This window comes from Nonomuraea sp. NPDC059023 (genome assembly GCF_042740095.1).
In the GTDB taxonomy this organism is placed as follows: domain Bacteria; phylum Actinomycetota; class Actinomycetes; order Streptosporangiales; family Streptosporangiaceae; genus Nonomuraea.
Genome location: NZ_JBHYIO010000021.1, coordinates 97,004 through 114,672 on the forward strand (window position 1 = coordinate 97,004; position 17,669 = coordinate 114,672).

At 72.5% G+C, this 17,669-nt stretch carries 13 protein-coding genes; 11 read left to right on the forward strand and 2 right to left on the reverse strand.

The features are described 5' to 3' along the window. The first annotated feature begins 29 nt into the window (after nucleotides 1-29). From ACFWYW_RS32040 to ACFWYW_RS32075, 8 genes are read left to right on the forward strand one after another with little or no spacing between them, the layout of a single operon-like run. A complete protein-coding gene (locus ACFWYW_RS32040) occupies nucleotides 30-1,523 on the forward strand; it encodes an ABC transporter substrate-binding protein (protein WP_379617838.1) in 1,494 nt (497 codons plus the stop codon). After that, the gene (locus ACFWYW_RS32045; protein ID WP_379617836.1) at nucleotides 1,520-2,467 is read left to right on the forward strand and encodes an ABC transporter permease; all 948 of its coding nucleotides are present in this window, start codon (nucleotides 1,520-1,522) and stop codon (nucleotides 2,465-2,467) included. Before ACFWYW_RS32040 ends, ACFWYW_RS32045 begins: the two co-directional genes overlap by 4 nt. After that, nucleotides 2,464-3,360 (forward strand): ABC transporter permease, encoded by an 897-nt coding sequence (locus ACFWYW_RS32050; protein ID WP_379617834.1) that lies wholly within the window; start codon nucleotides 2,464-2,466, stop codon nucleotides 3,358-3,360. Before ACFWYW_RS32045 ends, ACFWYW_RS32050 begins: the two co-directional genes overlap by 4 nt. Beyond that, nucleotides 3,357-4,289 carry an ABC transporter ATP-binding protein gene (locus ACFWYW_RS32055; RefSeq protein WP_379641136.1) on the forward strand — a complete coding sequence of 311 codons (933 nt, stop codon included), beginning with the start codon at nucleotides 3,357-3,359 and terminating at the stop codon, nucleotides 4,287-4,289. Before ACFWYW_RS32050 ends, ACFWYW_RS32055 begins: the two co-directional genes overlap by 4 nt. Then, nucleotides 4,258-5,052: an ATP-binding cassette domain-containing protein gene (locus ACFWYW_RS32060; RefSeq protein WP_379617828.1), complete on the forward strand. Its 795-nt coding sequence runs from the start codon at nucleotides 4,258-4,260 to the stop codon at nucleotides 5,050-5,052. Before ACFWYW_RS32055 ends, ACFWYW_RS32060 begins: the two co-directional genes overlap by 32 nt. After that, the gene (locus tag ACFWYW_RS32065; protein ID WP_379617826.1) at nucleotides 5,049-6,227 is read left to right on the forward strand and encodes a M20 family metallopeptidase; all 1,179 of its coding nucleotides are present in this window, start codon (nucleotides 5,049-5,051) and stop codon (nucleotides 6,225-6,227) included. Before ACFWYW_RS32060 ends, ACFWYW_RS32065 begins: the two co-directional genes overlap by 4 nt. Then, on the forward strand, nucleotides 6,224-7,237 hold the full coding sequence (locus ACFWYW_RS32070; RefSeq protein ID WP_379617824.1) for a P1 family peptidase: 1,014 nt from the start codon (nucleotides 6,224-6,226) through the stop codon (nucleotides 7,235-7,237). Before ACFWYW_RS32065 ends, ACFWYW_RS32070 begins: the two co-directional genes overlap by 4 nt. After that, nucleotides 7,234-8,658, forward strand: coding sequence for an aldehyde dehydrogenase family protein (locus tag ACFWYW_RS32075; protein WP_379641138.1), 1,425 nt, complete (start codon nucleotides 7,234-7,236; stop codon nucleotides 8,656-8,658). The genes ACFWYW_RS32070 and ACFWYW_RS32075 overlap by 4 nt, the downstream gene beginning before the upstream one ends. A gap of 58 nt (nucleotides 8,659-8,716) precedes the next feature. On the opposite strand, the gene ACFWYW_RS32080 is transcribed toward ACFWYW_RS32075, so the two are convergent. Continuing rightward, on the reverse strand, nucleotides 8,717-9,130 hold the full coding sequence (locus ACFWYW_RS32080) for a peptidase inhibitor family I36 protein (protein WP_379617820.1): 414 nt from the start codon (nucleotides 9,128-9,130) through the stop codon (nucleotides 8,717-8,719). A 102-nt stretch (nucleotides 9,131-9,232) separates the two neighbouring features. On the opposite strand from ACFWYW_RS32080, the gene ACFWYW_RS32085 reads away from it, so the two are divergent. Both ACFWYW_RS32085 and ACFWYW_RS32090 read left to right on the forward strand, forming a co-directional pair. Then, a complete protein-coding gene (locus ACFWYW_RS32085; RefSeq protein WP_379617818.1) occupies nucleotides 9,233-9,694 on the forward strand; it encodes a hypothetical protein in 462 nt (153 codons plus the stop codon). Between the two features lie 50 nt (nucleotides 9,695-9,744). Then, nucleotides 9,745-10,509, forward strand: coding sequence for an SDR family NAD(P)-dependent oxidoreductase (locus ACFWYW_RS32090; protein WP_379617816.1), 765 nt, complete (start codon nucleotides 9,745-9,747; stop codon nucleotides 10,507-10,509). A gap of 4 nt (nucleotides 10,510-10,513) precedes the next feature. Here the strand turns inward: ACFWYW_RS32090 and ACFWYW_RS32095 are convergent, their stop codons facing one another. Next, nucleotides 10,514-13,552 carry a chondroitinase family polysaccharide lyase gene (locus ACFWYW_RS32095; RefSeq protein ID WP_379617814.1) on the reverse strand — a complete coding sequence of 1,013 codons (3,039 nt, stop codon included), beginning with the start codon at nucleotides 13,550-13,552 and terminating at the stop codon, nucleotides 10,514-10,516. Between the two features lie 186 nt (nucleotides 13,553-13,738). On the opposite strand from ACFWYW_RS32095, the gene ACFWYW_RS32100 reads away from it, so the two are divergent. Further along, nucleotides 13,739-17,626, forward strand: coding sequence for a hypothetical protein (locus tag ACFWYW_RS32100; protein ID WP_379617812.1), 3,888 nt, complete (start codon nucleotides 13,739-13,741; stop codon nucleotides 17,624-17,626). The last annotated feature ends 43 nt before the right edge of the window (nucleotides 17,627-17,669 follow it).

The window sequence follows — 17,669 nt, forward strand, 5'->3', positions numbered from 1 at the left end:
CCAGTGCACTAGCCAGGAGGCTGTTGAACATGAGGCGAATCGGGACCATGATCGCCGCCGGCGGTCTCCTGCTGGCCACTGCCTGCGGCGGCGGTGGCGGCGGGCAGACGGGCGGGAACACGGCGGCGAAGCAGGAGTCGTTGTCGGTCGGGTTCGTGGCGGAGCCTGCCAACCTCGACTTCACCGCGACCGAGGGCGCCGCGATCCCGCAGGCGCTGCTGGTCAACGTCTACGAGGGCCTGGTCAAGCTCGACCAGGACGGCAAGATCGTCCCGCTCCTCGCGGAGAAGTGGGAGATCTCCCCGGACCGCAAGACCTACACCTTCACCCTGCGCAAGGGCGTCACCTTCAGCAGCGGCGCCCCCTTCACCGCCGACGACGTCGTCTTCTCCTTCGACCGCGTGAAGTCCGACTGGAAGCTGAAGATCAAGGCCCAGCTCGACGTCATCGACAAGGTGGAGAAGAAGGACGACACCACCGCCGTCGTCACGCTCAAGCAACCGAGCAACGGCTTCCTCTACGCGCTGGCCACCCGCCTCGGCGCCATGTTCAGCAGGACGGGCGTCGCCGACCTCGCCAACAAGCCCGTCGGCACCGGCCCCTACCAGCTCGGCGGCTGGAAGCGCGGCGACTCCATCCAGCTCACCGCCAACGGCACGTACTGGGGCACCAAGCCCGCCATCCCCGGCGTCACGCTGAAGTACTTCAAGGACGCCACGGCGATGAACAACGCGCTGCTGACCGGCGGCATCGACGTCATCTCCAGCGTCCAGGCCCCCGAGTCGCTGCAGCAGTTCGCCGACCCCAACCGGTTCCAGACGGTCGAGGGCACCACCAACGGGGAGGTCGTGCTCTCCCTCAACAACGGCCGCCCGCCGTTCAACGACAAGAAGGTACGGCAGGCCGTACGCCACGCCCTCGACCACAAGGCGCTCCTGGACACCGCCTGGGCCGGAAGAGGCCAGCTCATCGGCACCATGGTCCCGCCCACGGACCCGTGGTACGAGGACCGCACCGGCGACTACCCGCACGACGTGAACAAGGCCAGGGAACTGCTCGGCGGCAAGACCTACAACGTCAAGATGCGCATCCCCAACCTGCCGTACGCGGTGGCGAGCGCCCAGGTGGTCAAGTCGCAGCTCGCGCAGGTGGGCATCACCGCCGACATCGAGCCGCTGGAGTTCCCGGCCCGCTGGCTGGACGTGGTGTTCAAGCAGGGCGACTACGACCTGTCCATCATCAACCACGTCGAACCCCGCGACATGGGCATCTTCGCCGACAAGTCGTACTACTTCCGTTACGACAACCCCGAGTTCGGCAAGCTGCTCGCCGAGGCCGACAAGGGTACCGAGCAGGAACAGACCGACAAGCTCAAGCAGGCGGCCAAGCTGCTGTCCGACGACGCCGCCGCCGACTGGCTCTTCCTCTTCCCGAACCTCATCGTCGCCAAGAAGGGCGTCACCGGCCTGCCGAAGAACGCCATCGCCGAGTCCTTCGACTTCACCGGACTCGCCAAGCAGTGATCGTCTACCTGGTCAAGCGGCTGGCGGTGCTCCTGGCGAGCACCGCCGTCGCCGGCGTGGTCGTCTTCGCCTTCATGGCGCTGCTGCCGGGCGACCCGGCCGAGATCGCGCTCGGCGTCAACGCCACCCCGGAGGCCGTGGCCCAGCTGCGCGAGCAGTACGGCACCGACCGGCCGCCCGTCACCCAGTTCCTCGACTGGTTCGGCGGCCTGGTCACCGGCGAGTTCGGCACCTCCTACGTGACCAGCTCGCCCATCGGCCCGCAGATCGGCGAGCGGCTGGCGGTCACCGCGGTGCTCGTGACCGGCGGCATGGTCATCGCGCTGCTGGTGGCGGTCCCGGCCGGCACCTTCGCCGCCGTGCACCACCGCAACCCGCTCGGCGCCGCGATCAGCGCCTTCAGCCAGGTCGGCATCGCCATCCCGGCGTTCCTGGCCGGCATCCTGCTGGTGTTCGTCTTCGCGGTGAAGGCCCAGGCCCTGCCCTCGGGCGGCTACGTGCCCATGGCAGAGGACCCCACGCAATGGCTGCTGAGCCTGCTGCTGCCGTGGCTGTCGCTGGGCCTGGTGCAGGGCGCCGTCCTGACCCGCTACGTCCGCTCGTCGGTGCTCGACGTCATGCGCGAGGACTACCTGCGCACCGCCCGCGCCAAGGGCCGCGGCCGCATGGGCGCCCTGTGGCGGCACGGCCTGCGCAACGCCTCCATCCCCGTCGTCACCGTGCTCGGCCTCCAGCTGGCGACGCTGCTCATCGGCGCCGTGGTCGTCGAGCGCGTCTTCGTCATCCCGGGCCTCGGCGACCTGCTCCTGAACGGCGTGGCCGGCCGCGACCTCCTGCTCGTCCAGGGCGTGGTCATGGTGCTCGTGGTCGCGGTGCTGCTCATCAACTTCGTGGTCGACCTGGCCTACGCCGCCCTCGACCCCCGGCTGCGAGGTGCGCGATGAGAGGCAGGATGAACGCCGGGCTGATCGCCGGTGGCACGCTGGTCGCCCTCGTGGTGGTCGCCGCGCTCGTCTCGTTCGTGTGGACGCCGCACGACCCGACCCTCGTCGACGCCGCCAGGAAGCTCCGGGAACCCGGCGGCGGCAACCCGCTCGGCGCCGACAAGTTCGGCCGCGACACCTTCAGCCAGCTCATGGTCGGCGCCCGCACCACCCTGTACGTCGGCATCGTGGCCGTCGGCATCGCCGCGCTGATCGGCACCCCGCTCGGCATGGTCGCCGGGATGACCCCGCGCGGCTGGCTGTCGGAGCTGGTCATGCGGGTCAACGACCTCGTCTTCGCCTTCCCCGCGCTGCTGCTCGCGGTCATGCTCGGCGCCGTCTACGGGGCCGGCACGCTCACCGCGATGATCGCCATCGGCGTGGCCACCGTGCCCGCCTTCGCCCGCGTCGCGCGCGCCGCGACCATGCAGGTCATGGTCACCGACTACATCCTGGCCGCGCGGGCCGCCGGGCGCGGCCGGATGGCGATCGCCGGGCGGCACGTGCTGCCGAACATCGCCTCGATGCTCATCGTGCAGGCGTCGGTGTCGTTCGCCATCGCGATCCTGGCCGAGGCGGCCCTGTCGTTCCTCGGCTTCGGCACCCGCCCGCCGACCCCGTCGTGGGGGCGCATGCTCCAGGAGTCGCAGGAACTGCTCTTCTCCACGCCCCGCCTGGCCCTGTGGCCGGGCCTGGCGATCGCGCTGGCCGTCCTCGGCTTCAACCTCCTCGGCGACGGCCTGCGCGACTATCTCGACCCGAAGCTGAGGAGGATCAGGGAGCGAACCCGACGCAGCGAACGGAGTGGAGGCCCGACGAAGGAGGGACTCCGCGGAGTGAGTGAGGAGCGGTGAGCGACCCAGTGAAACTGCTGAGCGTTGAGGGGCTCTCCGTGCGCGCCGGGGAGCTCGAACTCGTGCGGGAGGTCTCCTTCTCCATCGCTCCGGGCGAGCGGGTCGGGCTCATCGGCGAGTCGGGTTCGGGCAAGTCGCTCACCGCGCTGTCGCTCATGGGACTGCTCCCGGAGGGCGTCAGCGCCTCAGGCACCGCCGTCCTGGGCGGGCACCGGCTGCTCGGCGTACCGGAGAAGCGGCTCAAGGGGCTGCGCGGCCGTACCGTGTCGATGGTCTTCCAGGAGCCGATGACCGCGCTCAACCCGCTCATGCGGGTCGGCGCGCAGGTGTCGGAGGTGATGACGCTGCACGGCCGCGACCGCGCGGCCGCCCGCGCCCGCACGCTCGACCTCCTGGACCGGGTACGGCTCCCGCACCCCGCCCAGATCGCCCGCGCCTACCCCCACCAGCTCTCCGGCGGCCAGCGCCAGCGCGTCATGCTGGCCATCGCCCTGGCCAACGAGCCCGACCTGCTCATCTGCGACGAGCCGACCACCGCGCTGGACGTGACGGTGCAGAAGCAGATGCTGGACCTGATCGCCGAGGTGGCCCCGGCGCTGCTGTTCATCACCCACGACCTGGCGGTGGTGGCGGCGATGTGCGAGCGCGTCCTGGTCATGTACGGCGGCCGCGTGGTCGAGTCGGGCCCCATGCGCGAGGTCTTCACCCGCCCCCGCCACCGCTACACCGAGGGCCTGCTCGACGCCTCCCGCCTGACCCCGCGCGGCACCCGGCTGCCCACGATCAAGGGCAGTGTGCCGTCGGCCGGGGCGTTCCCCGAAGGCTGCGTCTTCCGCAACCGCTGCCCCTACGCCAGCCCCCAGTGCGAGACCGAACCGGCGTTGACAGGAGAGGCCCATGGCTATGCCTGCTGGCACCCCGGTGATTGAGGCCCGCGACCTCACCCGCGTCTACCGCCGCCCGCGGACCTCGCTCACCAGGCCGGGCGAGGCCGTGCACGCGCTGAAGGGCGTCTCGCTGAGCGTCGCCCGCGGCGAGCGCTACGGGATCGTCGGCGAGTCCGGTTCCGGCAAGTCGACGCTGCTGCGGCTGCTGTGCGGGCTCGACCGGCCCACCAGCGGCTCGATCAGGTTCGCCGGGCAGGAGATCGTCGGCCGCCGCGACCTGCGCTTCCTGCGCAACGACCTGCAGATCGTCTTCCAGGACCCGATGAGCTCCCTCGACCCCCGCATGCGGGTACGCGACATCGTCGCCGAGCCGCTGGTCGCGCAGGGACTGCCGGTCGGCGCCCGGGTCGCCGAACTGCTGGAGGAGGTCGGGCTGCCCGCCGCCGCGGCCGAGCGCTACCCGCACCAGTTCTCCGGCGGCCAGCGCCAGCGCATCGCCATCGCCCGCGCGCTCGCGCCCGCCCCGAAGGTGCTCGTCGCCGACGAGGCGGTCAGCGCGCTCGACGTCTCGGTACGCGGCCAGATCCTCAACCTGCTCGCCGACCTCATCGACGCCCACGGCCTCACGCTGGTGTTCGTCTCCCACGACCTGTCCGTGGTCAGGCACGTCTGCGAGAGCGTCGCGGTGATGAGCGAGGGGGAGATCGTGGAGAGCGGGGCCGTGGACGAGGTCTGGGCCGGGCCCGAACACCCCTACACCCGCACGTTGCTGCAGGCCGTACCCACCTTGGAGGGACTTCTGTGATCGAGATCGACGCTGTGGGGGTGGTGGAGTTCACCCAGGCGCTGGTACGCGTGCCCAGCACGAACGACCCGGCGCGCGGGCGCAACGAGCTGCCCGCCGCCGAACTCGTCGCGGCGAAGATGCGCTCGTGGGGCTGGGAGCCGCAGATCTCCGAGGCCGCGCCCGGCCGTCCCAACGTGGTCGCCGTGGTCGAGGGCGGGCTGCCCGGACCCACGCTCATGTTCGAGGGCCACACCGACGTGGTGACCGAGGGCGACCTGGCCGAGTGGACCGTCGACCCGTTCGGCGGCGAGATCCGCGACGGCCGGCTGTGGGGGCGCGGCAGCGCCGACATGAAGTCCGGCCTGGCCGCCACCCTCTACGCGGTACGCGCGCTGCAGCTCGCTGGACCGTTCCCCGGCCGGGTGAAGGTGTGCGCGCTGGCCGACGAGGAGGGGCTGATGCTCGGCGTCCACCACTTCGTGGACTCCGGGCTGGCCGCGGACGTGGACGGGGCGATCGTGGCCGAGCCCGAGGCGGGCGAGATCTGCGCCGTGGCCAAGGGCGCGCTGCGCCTGCGGGTGGACTTCACCGGCAAGATGGCGCACGGCGCGATGCCCCAGCACGGCCGCAACCCGATCCCGGCCGCCGGCGCGCTCATCGTCGCCCTCGGCGCCTACCAGGACGAGCTGCAGAAACGTTTCCCCGAGCACGAGCACCTCGGCCACGTGTACGTCACGCCCACCGTGGCCCGCGCGGGCAGCGAGGAGCAGGTCAACGTCATCCCGGTGGCGGCCTCGGTCTTCGTGGACGTACGGACCCTGCCGGGCATGTCGCACGCCGAGATCGCCGCCCGGGTCGGTGAGCTGGCCGCGTTCACCGGGATCGCCGCGCAGGTCGCCATCCTGGTGGACCGGCCCGCGGTCGAGGTCCCCGTGGACGACCCCGTCGTGGCCGCCCTCGCCGCCGCCCACCGCGCCGTCACCGGGCAGGAGCCGGTCTACGGCGGCGTGCCCGGCTCCACCGACGGCACCGTCCTGACCCACTGGGGCGGCGTCCCCTCGGTGGTGTACGGCCCCGGCGGCAAGTGGATCGCCCACCAGGCCGACGAGTTCGTCGAGGTGGAGGAGATCGTCCGGTGCGCCCGCGTGTTCGCCGAGGCCGCCCGCCGCTTCCTGACCGGGGAACCCGCGTGAAGCCGGGGCCGCTCAACGCGCTCACCGACGTCCCGGGCATCCGGGTCGGGCACGCGCAGCGCGTCGGCGGCGGCTATCGGACCGGGACCACCGTGATCCTGCCGCCGGGCGAGGGCGCGGTGGCCGGGGTGGACGTGCGCGGCGCCGCCCCCGGCACCCGCGAGACCGAGCTGCTCGACCCCCGCAACCTGGTCGAGCGGGTCCACGCCGTCGTCCTGACCGGCGGCAGCGCGTACGGGCTCAGTGCGGCCTGCGGCGTCATGGACCGCCTGGCCGACGCCGGGACCGGCTTCCCGGTGGAGGGCGGCGTCGTCCCGATCGTCCCCTCGGCCGTCATCTACGACCTGGGCAGGGGCGGCCACTTCCGCGCCACGCCCGCCGCCGAGCTGGGCGCCGCCGCCTACGACGCCGCCTCGGCGGACGAGGCGCGCAACGGCTCCATCGGCGCGGGCACCGGCGCGGTGGCGGGCGGTCTCGCCGGCGGCGTCGGCACCGCCAGCGCCGTCCTCGGCTCCGGCGTCACCGTGGCCGCCCTGGCCGTGGTGAACGCGGCCGGATCGGTCCTCGACCCCTCCGGCGGCCTGCTGGCGGGCGCCCGCTACGGCCTGCCCGGCGAGTTCGGCCGCCTCGGGCCGCCGTCCGCGCGGGAGGCGGAAGCCTGGCGGCCGGTGAAGGTCACCAGCTTCAACACCACCATCGGCGTCGTGGCCACCGACGCCGCGCTGTCGAAGGCCCAGTGCGGCAAGCTCGCCGGAGTGGCGCACGACGGGCTGGCCCGCGCGATCCGCCCCGCCCACACCATGGTCGACGGCGACACGATCTTCGGCCTGTCCACCGTCGCCCGATCCGAGCCGTCGAGCGCGGAGCTGCAGGACGTCCTGGCCGCCGGGGCCGACGTCTTCAGCCGCGCCGTGGCTCACGCCGTCCTGGCCGCCACCGGCCGCCCGGAGGCGCCCGCCTACCTCGACGTCTTTCCCAGCGCCCGGCTCCCACGGGAGGAACGACCATGAACTGGCCGAGCGGACTGCCGGTGGGGGCGGGCTGGGCGCCCGTCCAGGACACCACCGAGATCGTCTTCCCCTACGACGGCGGTGTGGTGGCCGCCGCGCCGCTGGGCACGGCCGAACTGGCCGCCCGTGCGGTGGAGGAGGCGCTGGCCGTGGCGCCCGCCATGGCCCGGGTGCCCTCGCACGCCCGCCGTACCGCGCTGATGGGCGCGCACGACGCGCTGGTGGCGCGGCGTGCCGAGTTCGAGCGGCTGCTCGTGCTGGAGACCGGCAAGCCGCTGGTCGACTGCCGGGTCGAGGTGGCGCGGACGATCGTCACGCTGGCCACCGCCGCCGAGGAGGTGGCCAGGCTGCACGGCGAGACCGTCCCGCTGGACCTGCTGCCCTCCGGCGAGGGACTGACGGGGTTCTGGACCCGGCGGCCGATCGGCGTCGTGGTCGGCATCACCGGCTTCAACTACCCGCTGCTCCTGGCCGCCCACAAGATCGCCCCGGCGGTCGCGGCGGGCTGCCCGGTGATCGTCAAACCGGCGCCCGCCACCCCGCTGGCCACACTCTGGCTGGTCCACCTGCTGCGGGAGACCGGCGCGCTGCCCGCGGCCGCGGTTCAGCTGGTCACGGGTGACGTCGAGGTCGGCCGTACGCTCGTCGAGGACCGCAGGATCGGCGCGGTCTCCTTCACCGGCTCGGCGGCGGCCGGGCACGCCATCGCCCGCAACGCCGCCCCGACCAAGGTCGTGCTCGAACTCGGCTCCAACACCGCCCTGGTGGTCGCCGCCGACGCCGACCTGGAGGCGGCGGCGGACGCGGTGGTGCGCGGCGGCTACTACGCCTCCGGGCAGGCGTGCATCTCGGTGCAGCGGGTGCTCGTCGAGGAGCGGGTCAGGGACCGGTTCCTGCCGCTGCTGGCCGAACGCATGAAGAGCGTGGTCACCGGCGATCCCCGTGAGCCGGAGACGCGGGTCGCGCCGCTGATCGACGAGCGTTCGACGGCGCGCGTGCTGGAGTGGGTGGAGGCGGCCGTGGACGCGGGCGCGAGCCTGGTGACCGGCGGGCGGCGCGCGGGCCGGGAGATCGTGCCGACGCTGCTGGCCGACGTTCCCGACGGCGTGGCCGCCTGGGACGAGGAGATCTTCGGCCCCGTCGTGTGCGTCCGTACGGTGGCGGACCTGGACGAGGCCTTCGCCGTCGTCAACCGCTCCCGCTACGGCCTGCACGCCTCCGTCTTCACCACCTCCCTGGCCACGGCGTTCGCCGCGATCGACCGGATCGAGGCGGGTGGCGTCGTGGTCAACGAGGTGCCGGGCTTCCGCGCGGACAACATGCCCTACGGCGGCGTCAAGGACTCCGGCATCGGCCGGGAGGGCCCGCGCTTCGCGATCGAGGAATTCACCGTCACCCGGATGGCGATCATCCGCCCGTAGCCGTGCGGGCCGGGGGAGAACCCGGCCCGCACGGCTCCAGCCGTGTTCCAGCCGTGTTCTAGCCGTGGGAGTCGGGGGAGGTGCGGGCCAGGCCGAAGCAGGAGGGCCCGTTGGGTCCGTCGAACCTGACGGAGTTGAAGAAGTCGCGGAAGGTGATGAAGAAGTTTCCCTTGTCGCGGGGCCGGGTGACCGCGGAGCAGCCGCCGTAGCCGTCCTCGGAGTAGAGGTGGATCCACGAGTCGGTGCGGTTCCAGTCGGACTTGCCCCTGCTGCCCATGCCGAGGGCGGCGAGGCTGGGGGTGTCGCCCTGGATCTCGATGATGTCGCCGGTGCCGTCGAGCCCGGAGAACATGCAGTAGTAGCCGTCGCGGCAGCGGTCGTAACCGTCGGCCGCCTGGGCGGGGGTGCTGGTCAGGGCGGCCATGGCCACGGCCGCGATCGGGAGCGCCAACAGGTGAAGCTTCTTGCCCACTGTCCCTCCATACCTGAAACTTTCCTTCGACCCTACAGGCTGCGATCTTGGCGGTGAAGAGGGATCTTGCGGCGGGTAAGGAATTCCTGTCTAGGCTGGCGCATGATCACTCACGCGGTCTTAGCCGTCGCCCTGACGGCCACCCTCGTCCCGGCCGGTGAAGCGCCCGGCCCCCGCATGTTCCGCAACCGCGACTCCGGGCTCTGCCTGACCTGGGGCACCCAGGTCTCGACCGGCAAGACGATCGCCGCCACCGGAAACTGCGACCCCCGCTCCAAGTACATGCTGTGGAAGCGCACCGCCCGCTCCCAGCTCGCCAACCGCACGACCTGCCTGTCCTCGCCGACCGGGCCCCAGGACAACCGGAGAGTCCTGGTACGGCGCTGCGGCAAGGCCGACCGGCTCACCTTCACCCGCGTCCGCCGGGGCATGGACGGCGAGCACCTGCGGATCTCCTGGAAGAACGGCCAGTGCCTGGTGAGCAACTACAGGGGCCACGTCCACCCCGGCCAGTGCTCGAACATCGCCGCCGAATGGGTCGTGGTCCGCTGGTCCATGGACTAGCGGACGGGCCACCTGGTGCACTGGTCGGACCAGTCACTAGAGTGCTGACCATGACGAGCTACGAGAGGTTGTTCCGCCTGGACGGACGGCGGGCGGTCGTGATCGGCGCCGGTAGCGGGATCGGGCGGGAGTCGGCGCTGGCCCTGGCCGCCCAGGGCGCCGAGGTGGTCTGCGCGGACCGTGACCTGCCCGCCGCCGAGCGGACGGCCGAGCTGTGCGGCGCGAGCGCGTACGAGGTGGACGTGCTCGACGCCGCGGCCGTGTGGACGCTGGCCGCCCAGGCGCCCGCCGACGTGCTCGTCTTCACCGCCGCCACCAACGTGCGCAAGCGGCTGCTCGACTACTCCGGCGAGGAGTTCGCCCGCGTGGTGGACCTCAACCTGCGCGCCTCCTTCGAGGTGGTGCGGGCCTTCGGCGCCGGCATGGTCGAGCGCGGGCGCGGCTCCATCATCGGCTTCGCCTCCATCCGCGCCGCGGTGACCGAGCCCGGCCAGGGCGTGTACTCGGCCACGAAGGCCGGGCTCGTGCAGCTTCTGCGGACCGCGGCGGCCGAGTTCGGGTCCTCGGGGGTACGGGTCAACGCGGTCGCGCCCGGCGTGGTCGAGACCCCGCTGACCCGCCAGATCAAGGAGAACCCGGCCTGGTACGACGCCTACGCCGCCAAGTCGGCCCTGGGCCGCTGGGCCCGCCCGGAGGAGATGGCCGGCGCCGTCGTCTACCTGGCCGGTGACGCCGCGAGCTTCGTCACCGGCTCCGTCCTGTACGTGGACGGCGGCTGGACCGCCGTCGACGGCCGCTTCGACCCGCCAACCTGACCTCTCAGGCCCGCTCCAGCCGGGCCTGCAGCGGCCGCCCGTGCACGGTCTCGAACTCGACCACCGTGCGCGCTCCCGCCGGCCGTACGCGGCACGGCTGCCCGCCGGAGGCTCTCCAGCGGCCCGACAGCGTCACCCGGAGCAGGTGCGGACGGCTCGGATCGTCCAGCCAGCGGCGCGACCACGGGCTGTAGTGGCCGACGTAGCGGCCCCGCTCGTACTGGTCGGGGTCGATGCCGCCGTACAGCCGCAGGTCGGGGTCGCACACGGCGAGCACGAGACCATCCGCCTCCTGCCTGGTCAGCAGCATGGACGGCGTGTCGACCGCGCGTACCAGGCCGTCGCCGTCCGTCAGCCGCCCGAACAACGCGTACCCGGTGATGCCGCTCGCGCGGTCCGTCACGATGTGGGCGCCCTCGTCCGCCCGGTGCACGGTGTACGGCGCGCGCCCCGGATCGGCCATCTCGGCGGCGAAGGCGGCCATGCGCGCCGCGGTGGCGTTGACGATCATCGCGTACTCGTAGCGGGCGCCCCTGGGCGCGGTGCCGTGCCTGATCCAGGCGGTGGAGAAGTCGCCGCTGGTCGGCGCCTCGGTGGCGTTGTGCCGGGAGGCCTGGGTGGTGCGGGTGAGCGCGACCCGCTGGCCCGGGGCGAGGTAGTAGCCGATCCCGCTGTCGTCCAGCAGCCAGCGCGGCGACAGGTCGCGGGCGTCGTGGCCCCAGGGGACCTCGGCCCCGTCCATGAGCAGGGCGCCGGCGGTGCGGGTGGTCTGGAGGAGCGTGGTCTCGGTCTCGTCGCGGGTCTCGTCGTTGCCGATGCCGGTGCCGATCGCCACGATCCGGTCGTCGAACAGGAAGACGGACTTCCTGGCCCGGTGCGTGCCCTCGTACTTCGGATGCTCGCGCAGGTCCATCGCGAACATCCCGTTGCGCTCGTCGATGCTGTGCGCCCCCGCGAAACGGGCGTCGGTGAGCAGCATCTCCTCGATCGCGCCGGTCAGGTCGCCCTTGAGGTCGTCCCAGGACTTGTGGATCGTGGTGGTGCCGGGCCTGCGGTTCCAGTCGTAGCCGTTGTGCGCGTAGCCGCTGTCGAGGTTGGTGCCCTTGTTCACCACCTGGATCTGGCCGTAGGTGTTGTAGCGGCCGTACCAGTTCGCGCCGACGTAGATCTCGGTGCTCCACAGGTAGCGGTTGTGGCCGCGTACCGTCACCTGCCAGTCCTCGCGCCGGTGCACGGCCAGCGCGGCGTAGTTGAGCGCCCACGTTCCCGTGGGCGCCGCCTCGGGCTTGACGCCGCGCGCGGCCAGCCGTTCTGCGATCGCCCTCTGCTGCGGCGTCGGTACGGCCGGCAGCAACCGCAGGAACGCGGCGCCGATCTCGTCGTCCACCTGGGCCAGCCACTGGAAGGGCACCACCGACAACGCCGTCAGCCCGCTGGGGTTGCGGCCGCTGCACGAGATGGGCCACTGGGTCCTGCCCGCGTAGACGCGCTGGGCCAGCAGGGCCTTCTTGAGCCAGCCGTACGCCTGCGCGGACAGGCGGAAACCACCGCCGTGCAGCAGGTAGACGATGGGCGCCAGGCCCGCGAAGCCGTCGCGCACGTAGTCGGGGAAGAAGCCGACGTGGTGGAAGGCGGTGCCGTCGACCTTGATGCCGTCCTGGATGCCGTCGGTGGGCAGGAGGGTGGCGCTGAGCCAGTCGCGCAGGACACGGAGGTAGGCGACCTGCTCGGTGTCGCCGTCGCGCAGCAGGATGGTGGCGAGCATGCCGCGCACGGTCGTGTTGTAGAGGTCCATCATGCTGCCGCGGGCCATCCGGAAGCCGAATCCGCGAAACATCCGGCCGAGCCCGGTCAGCCAGTCGAGGTCGGCGCGGATCTCCTCCAGCATCCCGGCCTCGCGCAGGGCGTCGCGCATGAGGTAGGCGGAGTCGTAGTAGCCGCGTACGTCGTAGCCGAGGTGGTGGATGGTGCCCTGGCAGCTGCCGCGCGTCCAGCCCTGCTCGCGCAGGTGGCGCAGCAGCCTGACGTACAGGGCGGCGAGCGCGGGGCGGTCGGGCGGGCTGGCGTGGTGGGCCAGGGCGACGGCGCGCAGCAGGTCGGTGACGGCGCGCAGGGTCGCCGGGTTGACGAACGCCCTCAGCTCGGCGGCGATCTCGGCCGGGTAGATCTGCGCCTGGTAGGCGTGGACGGGACGGCCGAGCAGGGCGGCGGCCTGGGCGGTCAGGCCGGGCACGTCGACGGTGACCGGGGCGATCAGGTACTCGTCCAGGTAGCGGGCGCGCAGGGCGTGGAGGTCGGCGGTTTCGGTGGCGGACGGCGGCGACATGTCCGGCTTTTTCGTCTTAAGTAGCTGGTCGAAGCGATAGAGCGCCTGCCAGTGCTGGTTGTCGTACTCGTCGCCCTCGGGGGCGATCTCCGGCAGCTGGTGGTCGCGGCAGGGCGCGTCGGGGCGCAGCGGCACGTTGGGCATGAGCTGGTCGAGGTGCAGCACCCCGCTGCGCCGGGGCGCGATGATCCGCAGCGTGTCCATGTCCGGGTGCGGCCGGCCGCGCATGTCGTAGGCGTGCCGCAGCCAGGCGGTACGCCAGCCGGTGAACCCGAGCCGGAACTCGAACCAGACGTCGGTACGCGCCCCCCGCCCGAACTCGAAGCGCACCACGTCGTCGGCCGGTTCGGTGTTGTGGATCCAGACGCAGAAGGCGTCCACGAGCCCCTGCCAGGCCTGGTCGTCGCCGAGCCGGTAGGGGTCGGGCCGCCAGCGCAGCGGCGCGGTGACCGTGATCACGTCCCGGCTGCCGTGCTCCCAGCGCAGGGAACGCGTGCCGCAGACCGCCACCTCGCCCGACAGGCTGAGCCCGGCGCCGGACAGTTGCGGCGGCACCGCCGTCTCCAGCAGGAACACCGGCGGGTCCATGGCCAGGGCACGCTGCTCCAGATCCTGGAGCCCGGTCGTCGTCCGGGCGGCGGCGGGGAGGTGGGGGAGGAATAAGGCGCTTGCCGCACCGGCCGCGATGGCGGATCGGCGGGTGATCTCGGGTGCCATGCGCGTATCCAATGCGAAATTTTTCTTCACGTAAAGCCCTGGCGGCGGCACATTCTGCCGCCCGGTGGCCGGGTAGTTGGGACCCCAAGTCGGGGACGAATTGACGGTGAGTTGGGACCTGTGGTCGGCTCGTTGCTTATGTTTCTGATGGGATGATGAGAACCGTTTCCGGGGGATAGCTCTTCGATGTCGTGGCGTGTCCACACCACTACCGCCTTCCTGGCCGTCTGCGCGCTGGTCGTCGTGCCGGTTCCGGCTCCGGCTTCCGCGCAGGTCAAACCGGTGATCACACCGGTGCCCGAGGTGGTCGCGCCTCAGGACGCGGACGGGAGCGCCGTGAAGCGGCAACCGTCTCCGGCCGTCGCGGCGGTTCCCGGACGGCCCGTGGGCCCGGCTGCCCCCGAGGTGACCACACCTGCCGGGCCCGCGCTCATCGACGAGCTCGGCGCCGCCGCCGACCGGCGCCGCCATGCCGTACCGGATCTGATCCCGGACACCCGCCAGGCCGGGACGCTCGCGCTGTCGCGCCCGCTCGCCTCGGTCACGAAGCTGTTCGACGGGCTCGACCCGCTCAAGGGCGTCCCACTGCTCACCTACCGGCTGTGCGTGAAGACCGCCGAGATCGCCTGCTCGGCCACGCAGCCGCTGGTCAAGCCCGTGGTCGCCGACGTCACCGGCGACGGCGCGCCCGACCTGGCCGCCAACCTAGTGCCCACAGCCGGCGCCGAGGGCACGGTCGGGCTCGGCTTCACGACGCGGCGGCTCAGTGACGAGCCGCTGGAGGCGACGGTCTGGGCCGAGTACGACGGCCGCGTGGCCATCGGCTTCTCCGGCGACCTCTCGCGTGCCGACCAGGGCACGTTCAGCGTCGACCTGGACGGCAAGAGCGTCAGGGCGAGCGTCAAGCGCACCGAACCCGGCGACCGCGTCGCCACCATCGCCGGGCTGCCCGGCAAGAGCGCGGTCCGCCTGACCCAGACGCCCGCCGCCACCCGCTTCACCGCCACCGCGCGGCTCGACCGCCCGCGCCTGGAGGTGACCAGCTCGGCCCCGGCCAAGCTGGAGGCGCTCGCCGTCAGCGGCGGCCAGACCACCCAGGTGGTCCTGGACAAGCTGCGCGCCCGTACCACCGTCGAGCTCGTCAGGGGCGCCGCCACCGAGGCGCGCTTCCGCTCCGGCGCCGCCATCGGCCGCGCCGAACTGCGCACCTACGCCTACCGCGACGGCCGTCTGGCCCGCCTGGCCGAGATCGCCGTCGACCGCGTGCCGCCCACCTTCACCGCCCGCTACGGCAGGCAGCGCCTGTCCGTCGACTCCGGCACGCCGCGGGCCCGCTCGGCGACGATCACCTACTTCGACCGCGCCGCCGACAAGACCGTGCTGAAGGCGGCGCTGCGCGGGCTGCCCGCGAGCGTCACGCTGCAGCACGACCTCGCCGCCCATCGCGTCACCCACACCTCCAGCTCGGCGCTCGGCCGCTTCGAGGTCCTGCTGCAGCGCAACGAGGGCGCGATCGCCACCCCGCGCGGCGGCCACGTCACCATGATCAAGAACGGCGCCGCCGTCGGGGTGTCGGCCCTGATGAGCGGCCTGTCCGGCTTCGACGTCACCTACGGCGCCGCGCCCCGCGCCCACCTGAAGACCGGAGCGGGCGGCAACTCCTTCACCGGCGCCGCCAGCATCGACGGCACGCACCTGGCCCGCCTGGAGATCTCCAACACGCCCGCCGAGGTGGACGTCGCCCTCGACCCCGCCGCACGGACCGCCGAATACACCGCCAAAGGCGTCATCGACACGCTGCGGGCCGCGTACACGAACGCGAAGACCGGCCCGACCGTCGAGGGGACCGTGCGCGGCATCCGGGACCGCGTGAAGGCCACGTGGGAACTGGGCGAACGCTCGACGGTCGAGGCCAGCACCGCCTCCCGCCTGCGCGACATCACCCTGTACGCCAACCGGGCACACGTCACCAAGACCCTGTCCTCGGACCAGAGCGCGAAGGGCGGCGCCGAACTGCGCGCGACGGTCGCCGGGCTGCGCAAGCGGGTGACGCTGACGACCGGCCCCACCTCCCTCACCTGGGACGCCGACGCCTCCGTCCGATCCGTCTCCGCCAGCGCCAGGGCCGCGGTGGGCGGACGGGACTTCCGCGCCGCCGCCGAGGTCAAGGACATGCCCGCCCGGTTCGAGGCGTCCTGGGGCCCGGACGGCTACCGCTTCGACGGCACCGGCGGCCCCGTCGGCGAGGCCGCCCTGGCGGTCACCAACCACGACGGCGCCCAGGCGCCCGCGGGCCCCCACCTGGCCGCCCACTACGACCAGGCCACCGGCGACCTGGACGCCAGCGTGCGGATCAAGGGACTGCGGACGGCCACGTTCGCCCCCTCGGGCGAGGGCTTCGCCGCCGAGGTACGCGGCGCCCCCCAGACCCTGGCCCTGGACGCCGACCTGTCCGTGGCCGACCTCCGCTACGGCGCCCTGGGCACCGTGGGCCCGTTCCCCGGCCGGCTGGCGGTCTCGGCTGGCGGCGGCAAGATCACCTACGCGGGCACCCGCCTGGACGTGAAGGGCCAGGTCTGGCTCGGCAAGTCCGCGGCGCTGCGCGCCCTCCGCCCCGCCCCCGTACTCAAGAACGGCCTCTCCCTGACCGCCGCCGGAGCCACCGGGGACGGGGCGTTCTGCGTGGCGGGGAAAGGGTGCTTCGGGGTGCGGGCGCATCTGGACCTGACCGGGCTGCCCGAGCAGGTCACCGTGGACACCGCCGCCAAGACGTTCACGTTCTCCGGCTACCGTCCCAAGAGCCGCACCCTGCGCCTCTACCTCCACAGCACCGTCCTGGCCCAGGTCACGGCGTCGGCCACCCTGCGCGGCCTGCCGGAGCGGATCACGAAGCTGGACCTGGGCCCGTTCGAGGCGGGCAACGCCGCCTACCGGATCGAGCCCGCGGCCACGCTGGGCTCGCTCGACCTGCGGGCCGAGACGGGTGACATCAGGGGGAGCCTGTCGATCGATCCGGTGCCCGCGGCGGTGGCCGTACAGGGGAGCTATGGGGCGCAGACCCGCGTCCGCGTGCGGAACTCCGCGGCCGTGCGGCGGCTCGCGGCCAAGGTGACGGTCAAGGGCAAGGGCAGCGGCGAACTGCGGCTGGGCGACGTGCCCAAGACCTTCTCCGTGGACGCCGACGCCTCCGCCGCCGGGCTCAAGGTTCCCGCGGTCACCTACAAGGCGGACGCGGGGACGCTGGACGGGTTCATCGGGGTGGAACGCGGGCTGGCCGATCCGAGCGGGAAGCTGGGCGACGTGTCGCTGGCCGTCAAGGATCTGGCGGCGGAGACGACCGTCCGGCTGAACCCGGACCAGTCGCTGGACCTGGTGTCGCGGCCGAAGCCGACCGGGCTGCTGAAGGTGCGCGCCGGGCTCACCGTCGAGGCCATGGCGCCGCAGCGGATCGCCGTCAGCAAGGAGGTGCCGCACGCGGCCGGGTTCCTCAGCTACCACGTCGGCGGCGCCTTCGGGCTGGGGCGCAGCACGGTCGATGACCTGTCGCTGGGCATCAGGGGCCTGTCGTGGCTGAAGATCCGGCCGGGGAAGGTCCCGTTCGGGCTCAAGGCGCCGCCCGCGCTCGGGTACGTGACGCCGGGCTTCGAGGGCCAGTACACCCGCCTGGACCTGCGGGCCGACGGCGTCGACCTGCGCCCGGACGTACGGCTGGACGTGAAGCTGAGCAGGAAGATCGGCGAGGACCTGTTCAAGGAGAGCGTGCGCCTCGTCCCGACCGGTGACCTGGCGCTGCGCCGCTACGACCAGCGCATGCGCCGCATCGGCGCCAAGCAGCGCATCAGCACCGCCGGGCTGCAACTGGCCTGCCTGACCCTGGACGCCAAGCCGGGCTTCGCCGCGGGCGGCGCCAACGCCATCACGCTGCGCGGCACCGACGGCCCGCAGATGGTCTCCCTGCTCGACCCCGGCGGCCGCGCGCCCGACTACGCGGTGGACCTGCTCACCCACTTCATGTCGCCGTTCCCGGGCGCGGACTGGCAGGTGGCCGGGGTGAAAGCCGGGAAGTGTGGCTGAGGAATGCCCGGATCTGACTTACTAGAGGGGGATGTGTCGCTGA

Excerpts from the sequence above, each read along its gene's own strand:
- ACFWYW_RS32040 (WP_379617838.1), top strand. The coding sequence starts at position 30 with ATGAGGCGAATCGGGACCATGATCGCCGCCGGCGGTCTCCTGCTGGCC.
- ACFWYW_RS32050 (WP_379617834.1), top strand. The coding sequence starts at position 2,464 with ATGAGAGGCAGGATGAACGCCGGGCTGATCGCCGGTGGCACGCTGGTC.
- ACFWYW_RS32060 (WP_379617828.1), top strand. The coding sequence starts at position 4,258 with ATGGCTATGCCTGCTGGCACCCCGGTGATTGAGGCCCGCGACCTCACC.
- ACFWYW_RS32075 (WP_379641138.1), top strand. The coding sequence starts at position 7,234 with ATGAACTGGCCGAGCGGACTGCCGGTGGGGGCGGGCTGGGCGCCCGTC.
- ACFWYW_RS32085 (WP_379617818.1), top strand. The coding sequence starts at position 9,233 with ATGATCACTCACGCGGTCTTAGCCGTCGCCCTGACGGCCACCCTCGTC.
- ACFWYW_RS32090 (WP_379617816.1), top strand. The coding sequence starts at position 9,745 with ATGACGAGCTACGAGAGGTTGTTCCGCCTGGACGGACGGCGGGCGGTC.
- ACFWYW_RS32095 (WP_379617814.1), bottom strand. The coding sequence starts at position 13,552 with ATGGCACCCGAGATCACCCGCCGATCCGCCATCGCGGCCGGTGCGGCA.
- ACFWYW_RS32100 (WP_379617812.1), top strand. The coding sequence starts at position 13,739 with ATGTCGTGGCGTGTCCACACCACTACCGCCTTCCTGGCCGTCTGCGCG.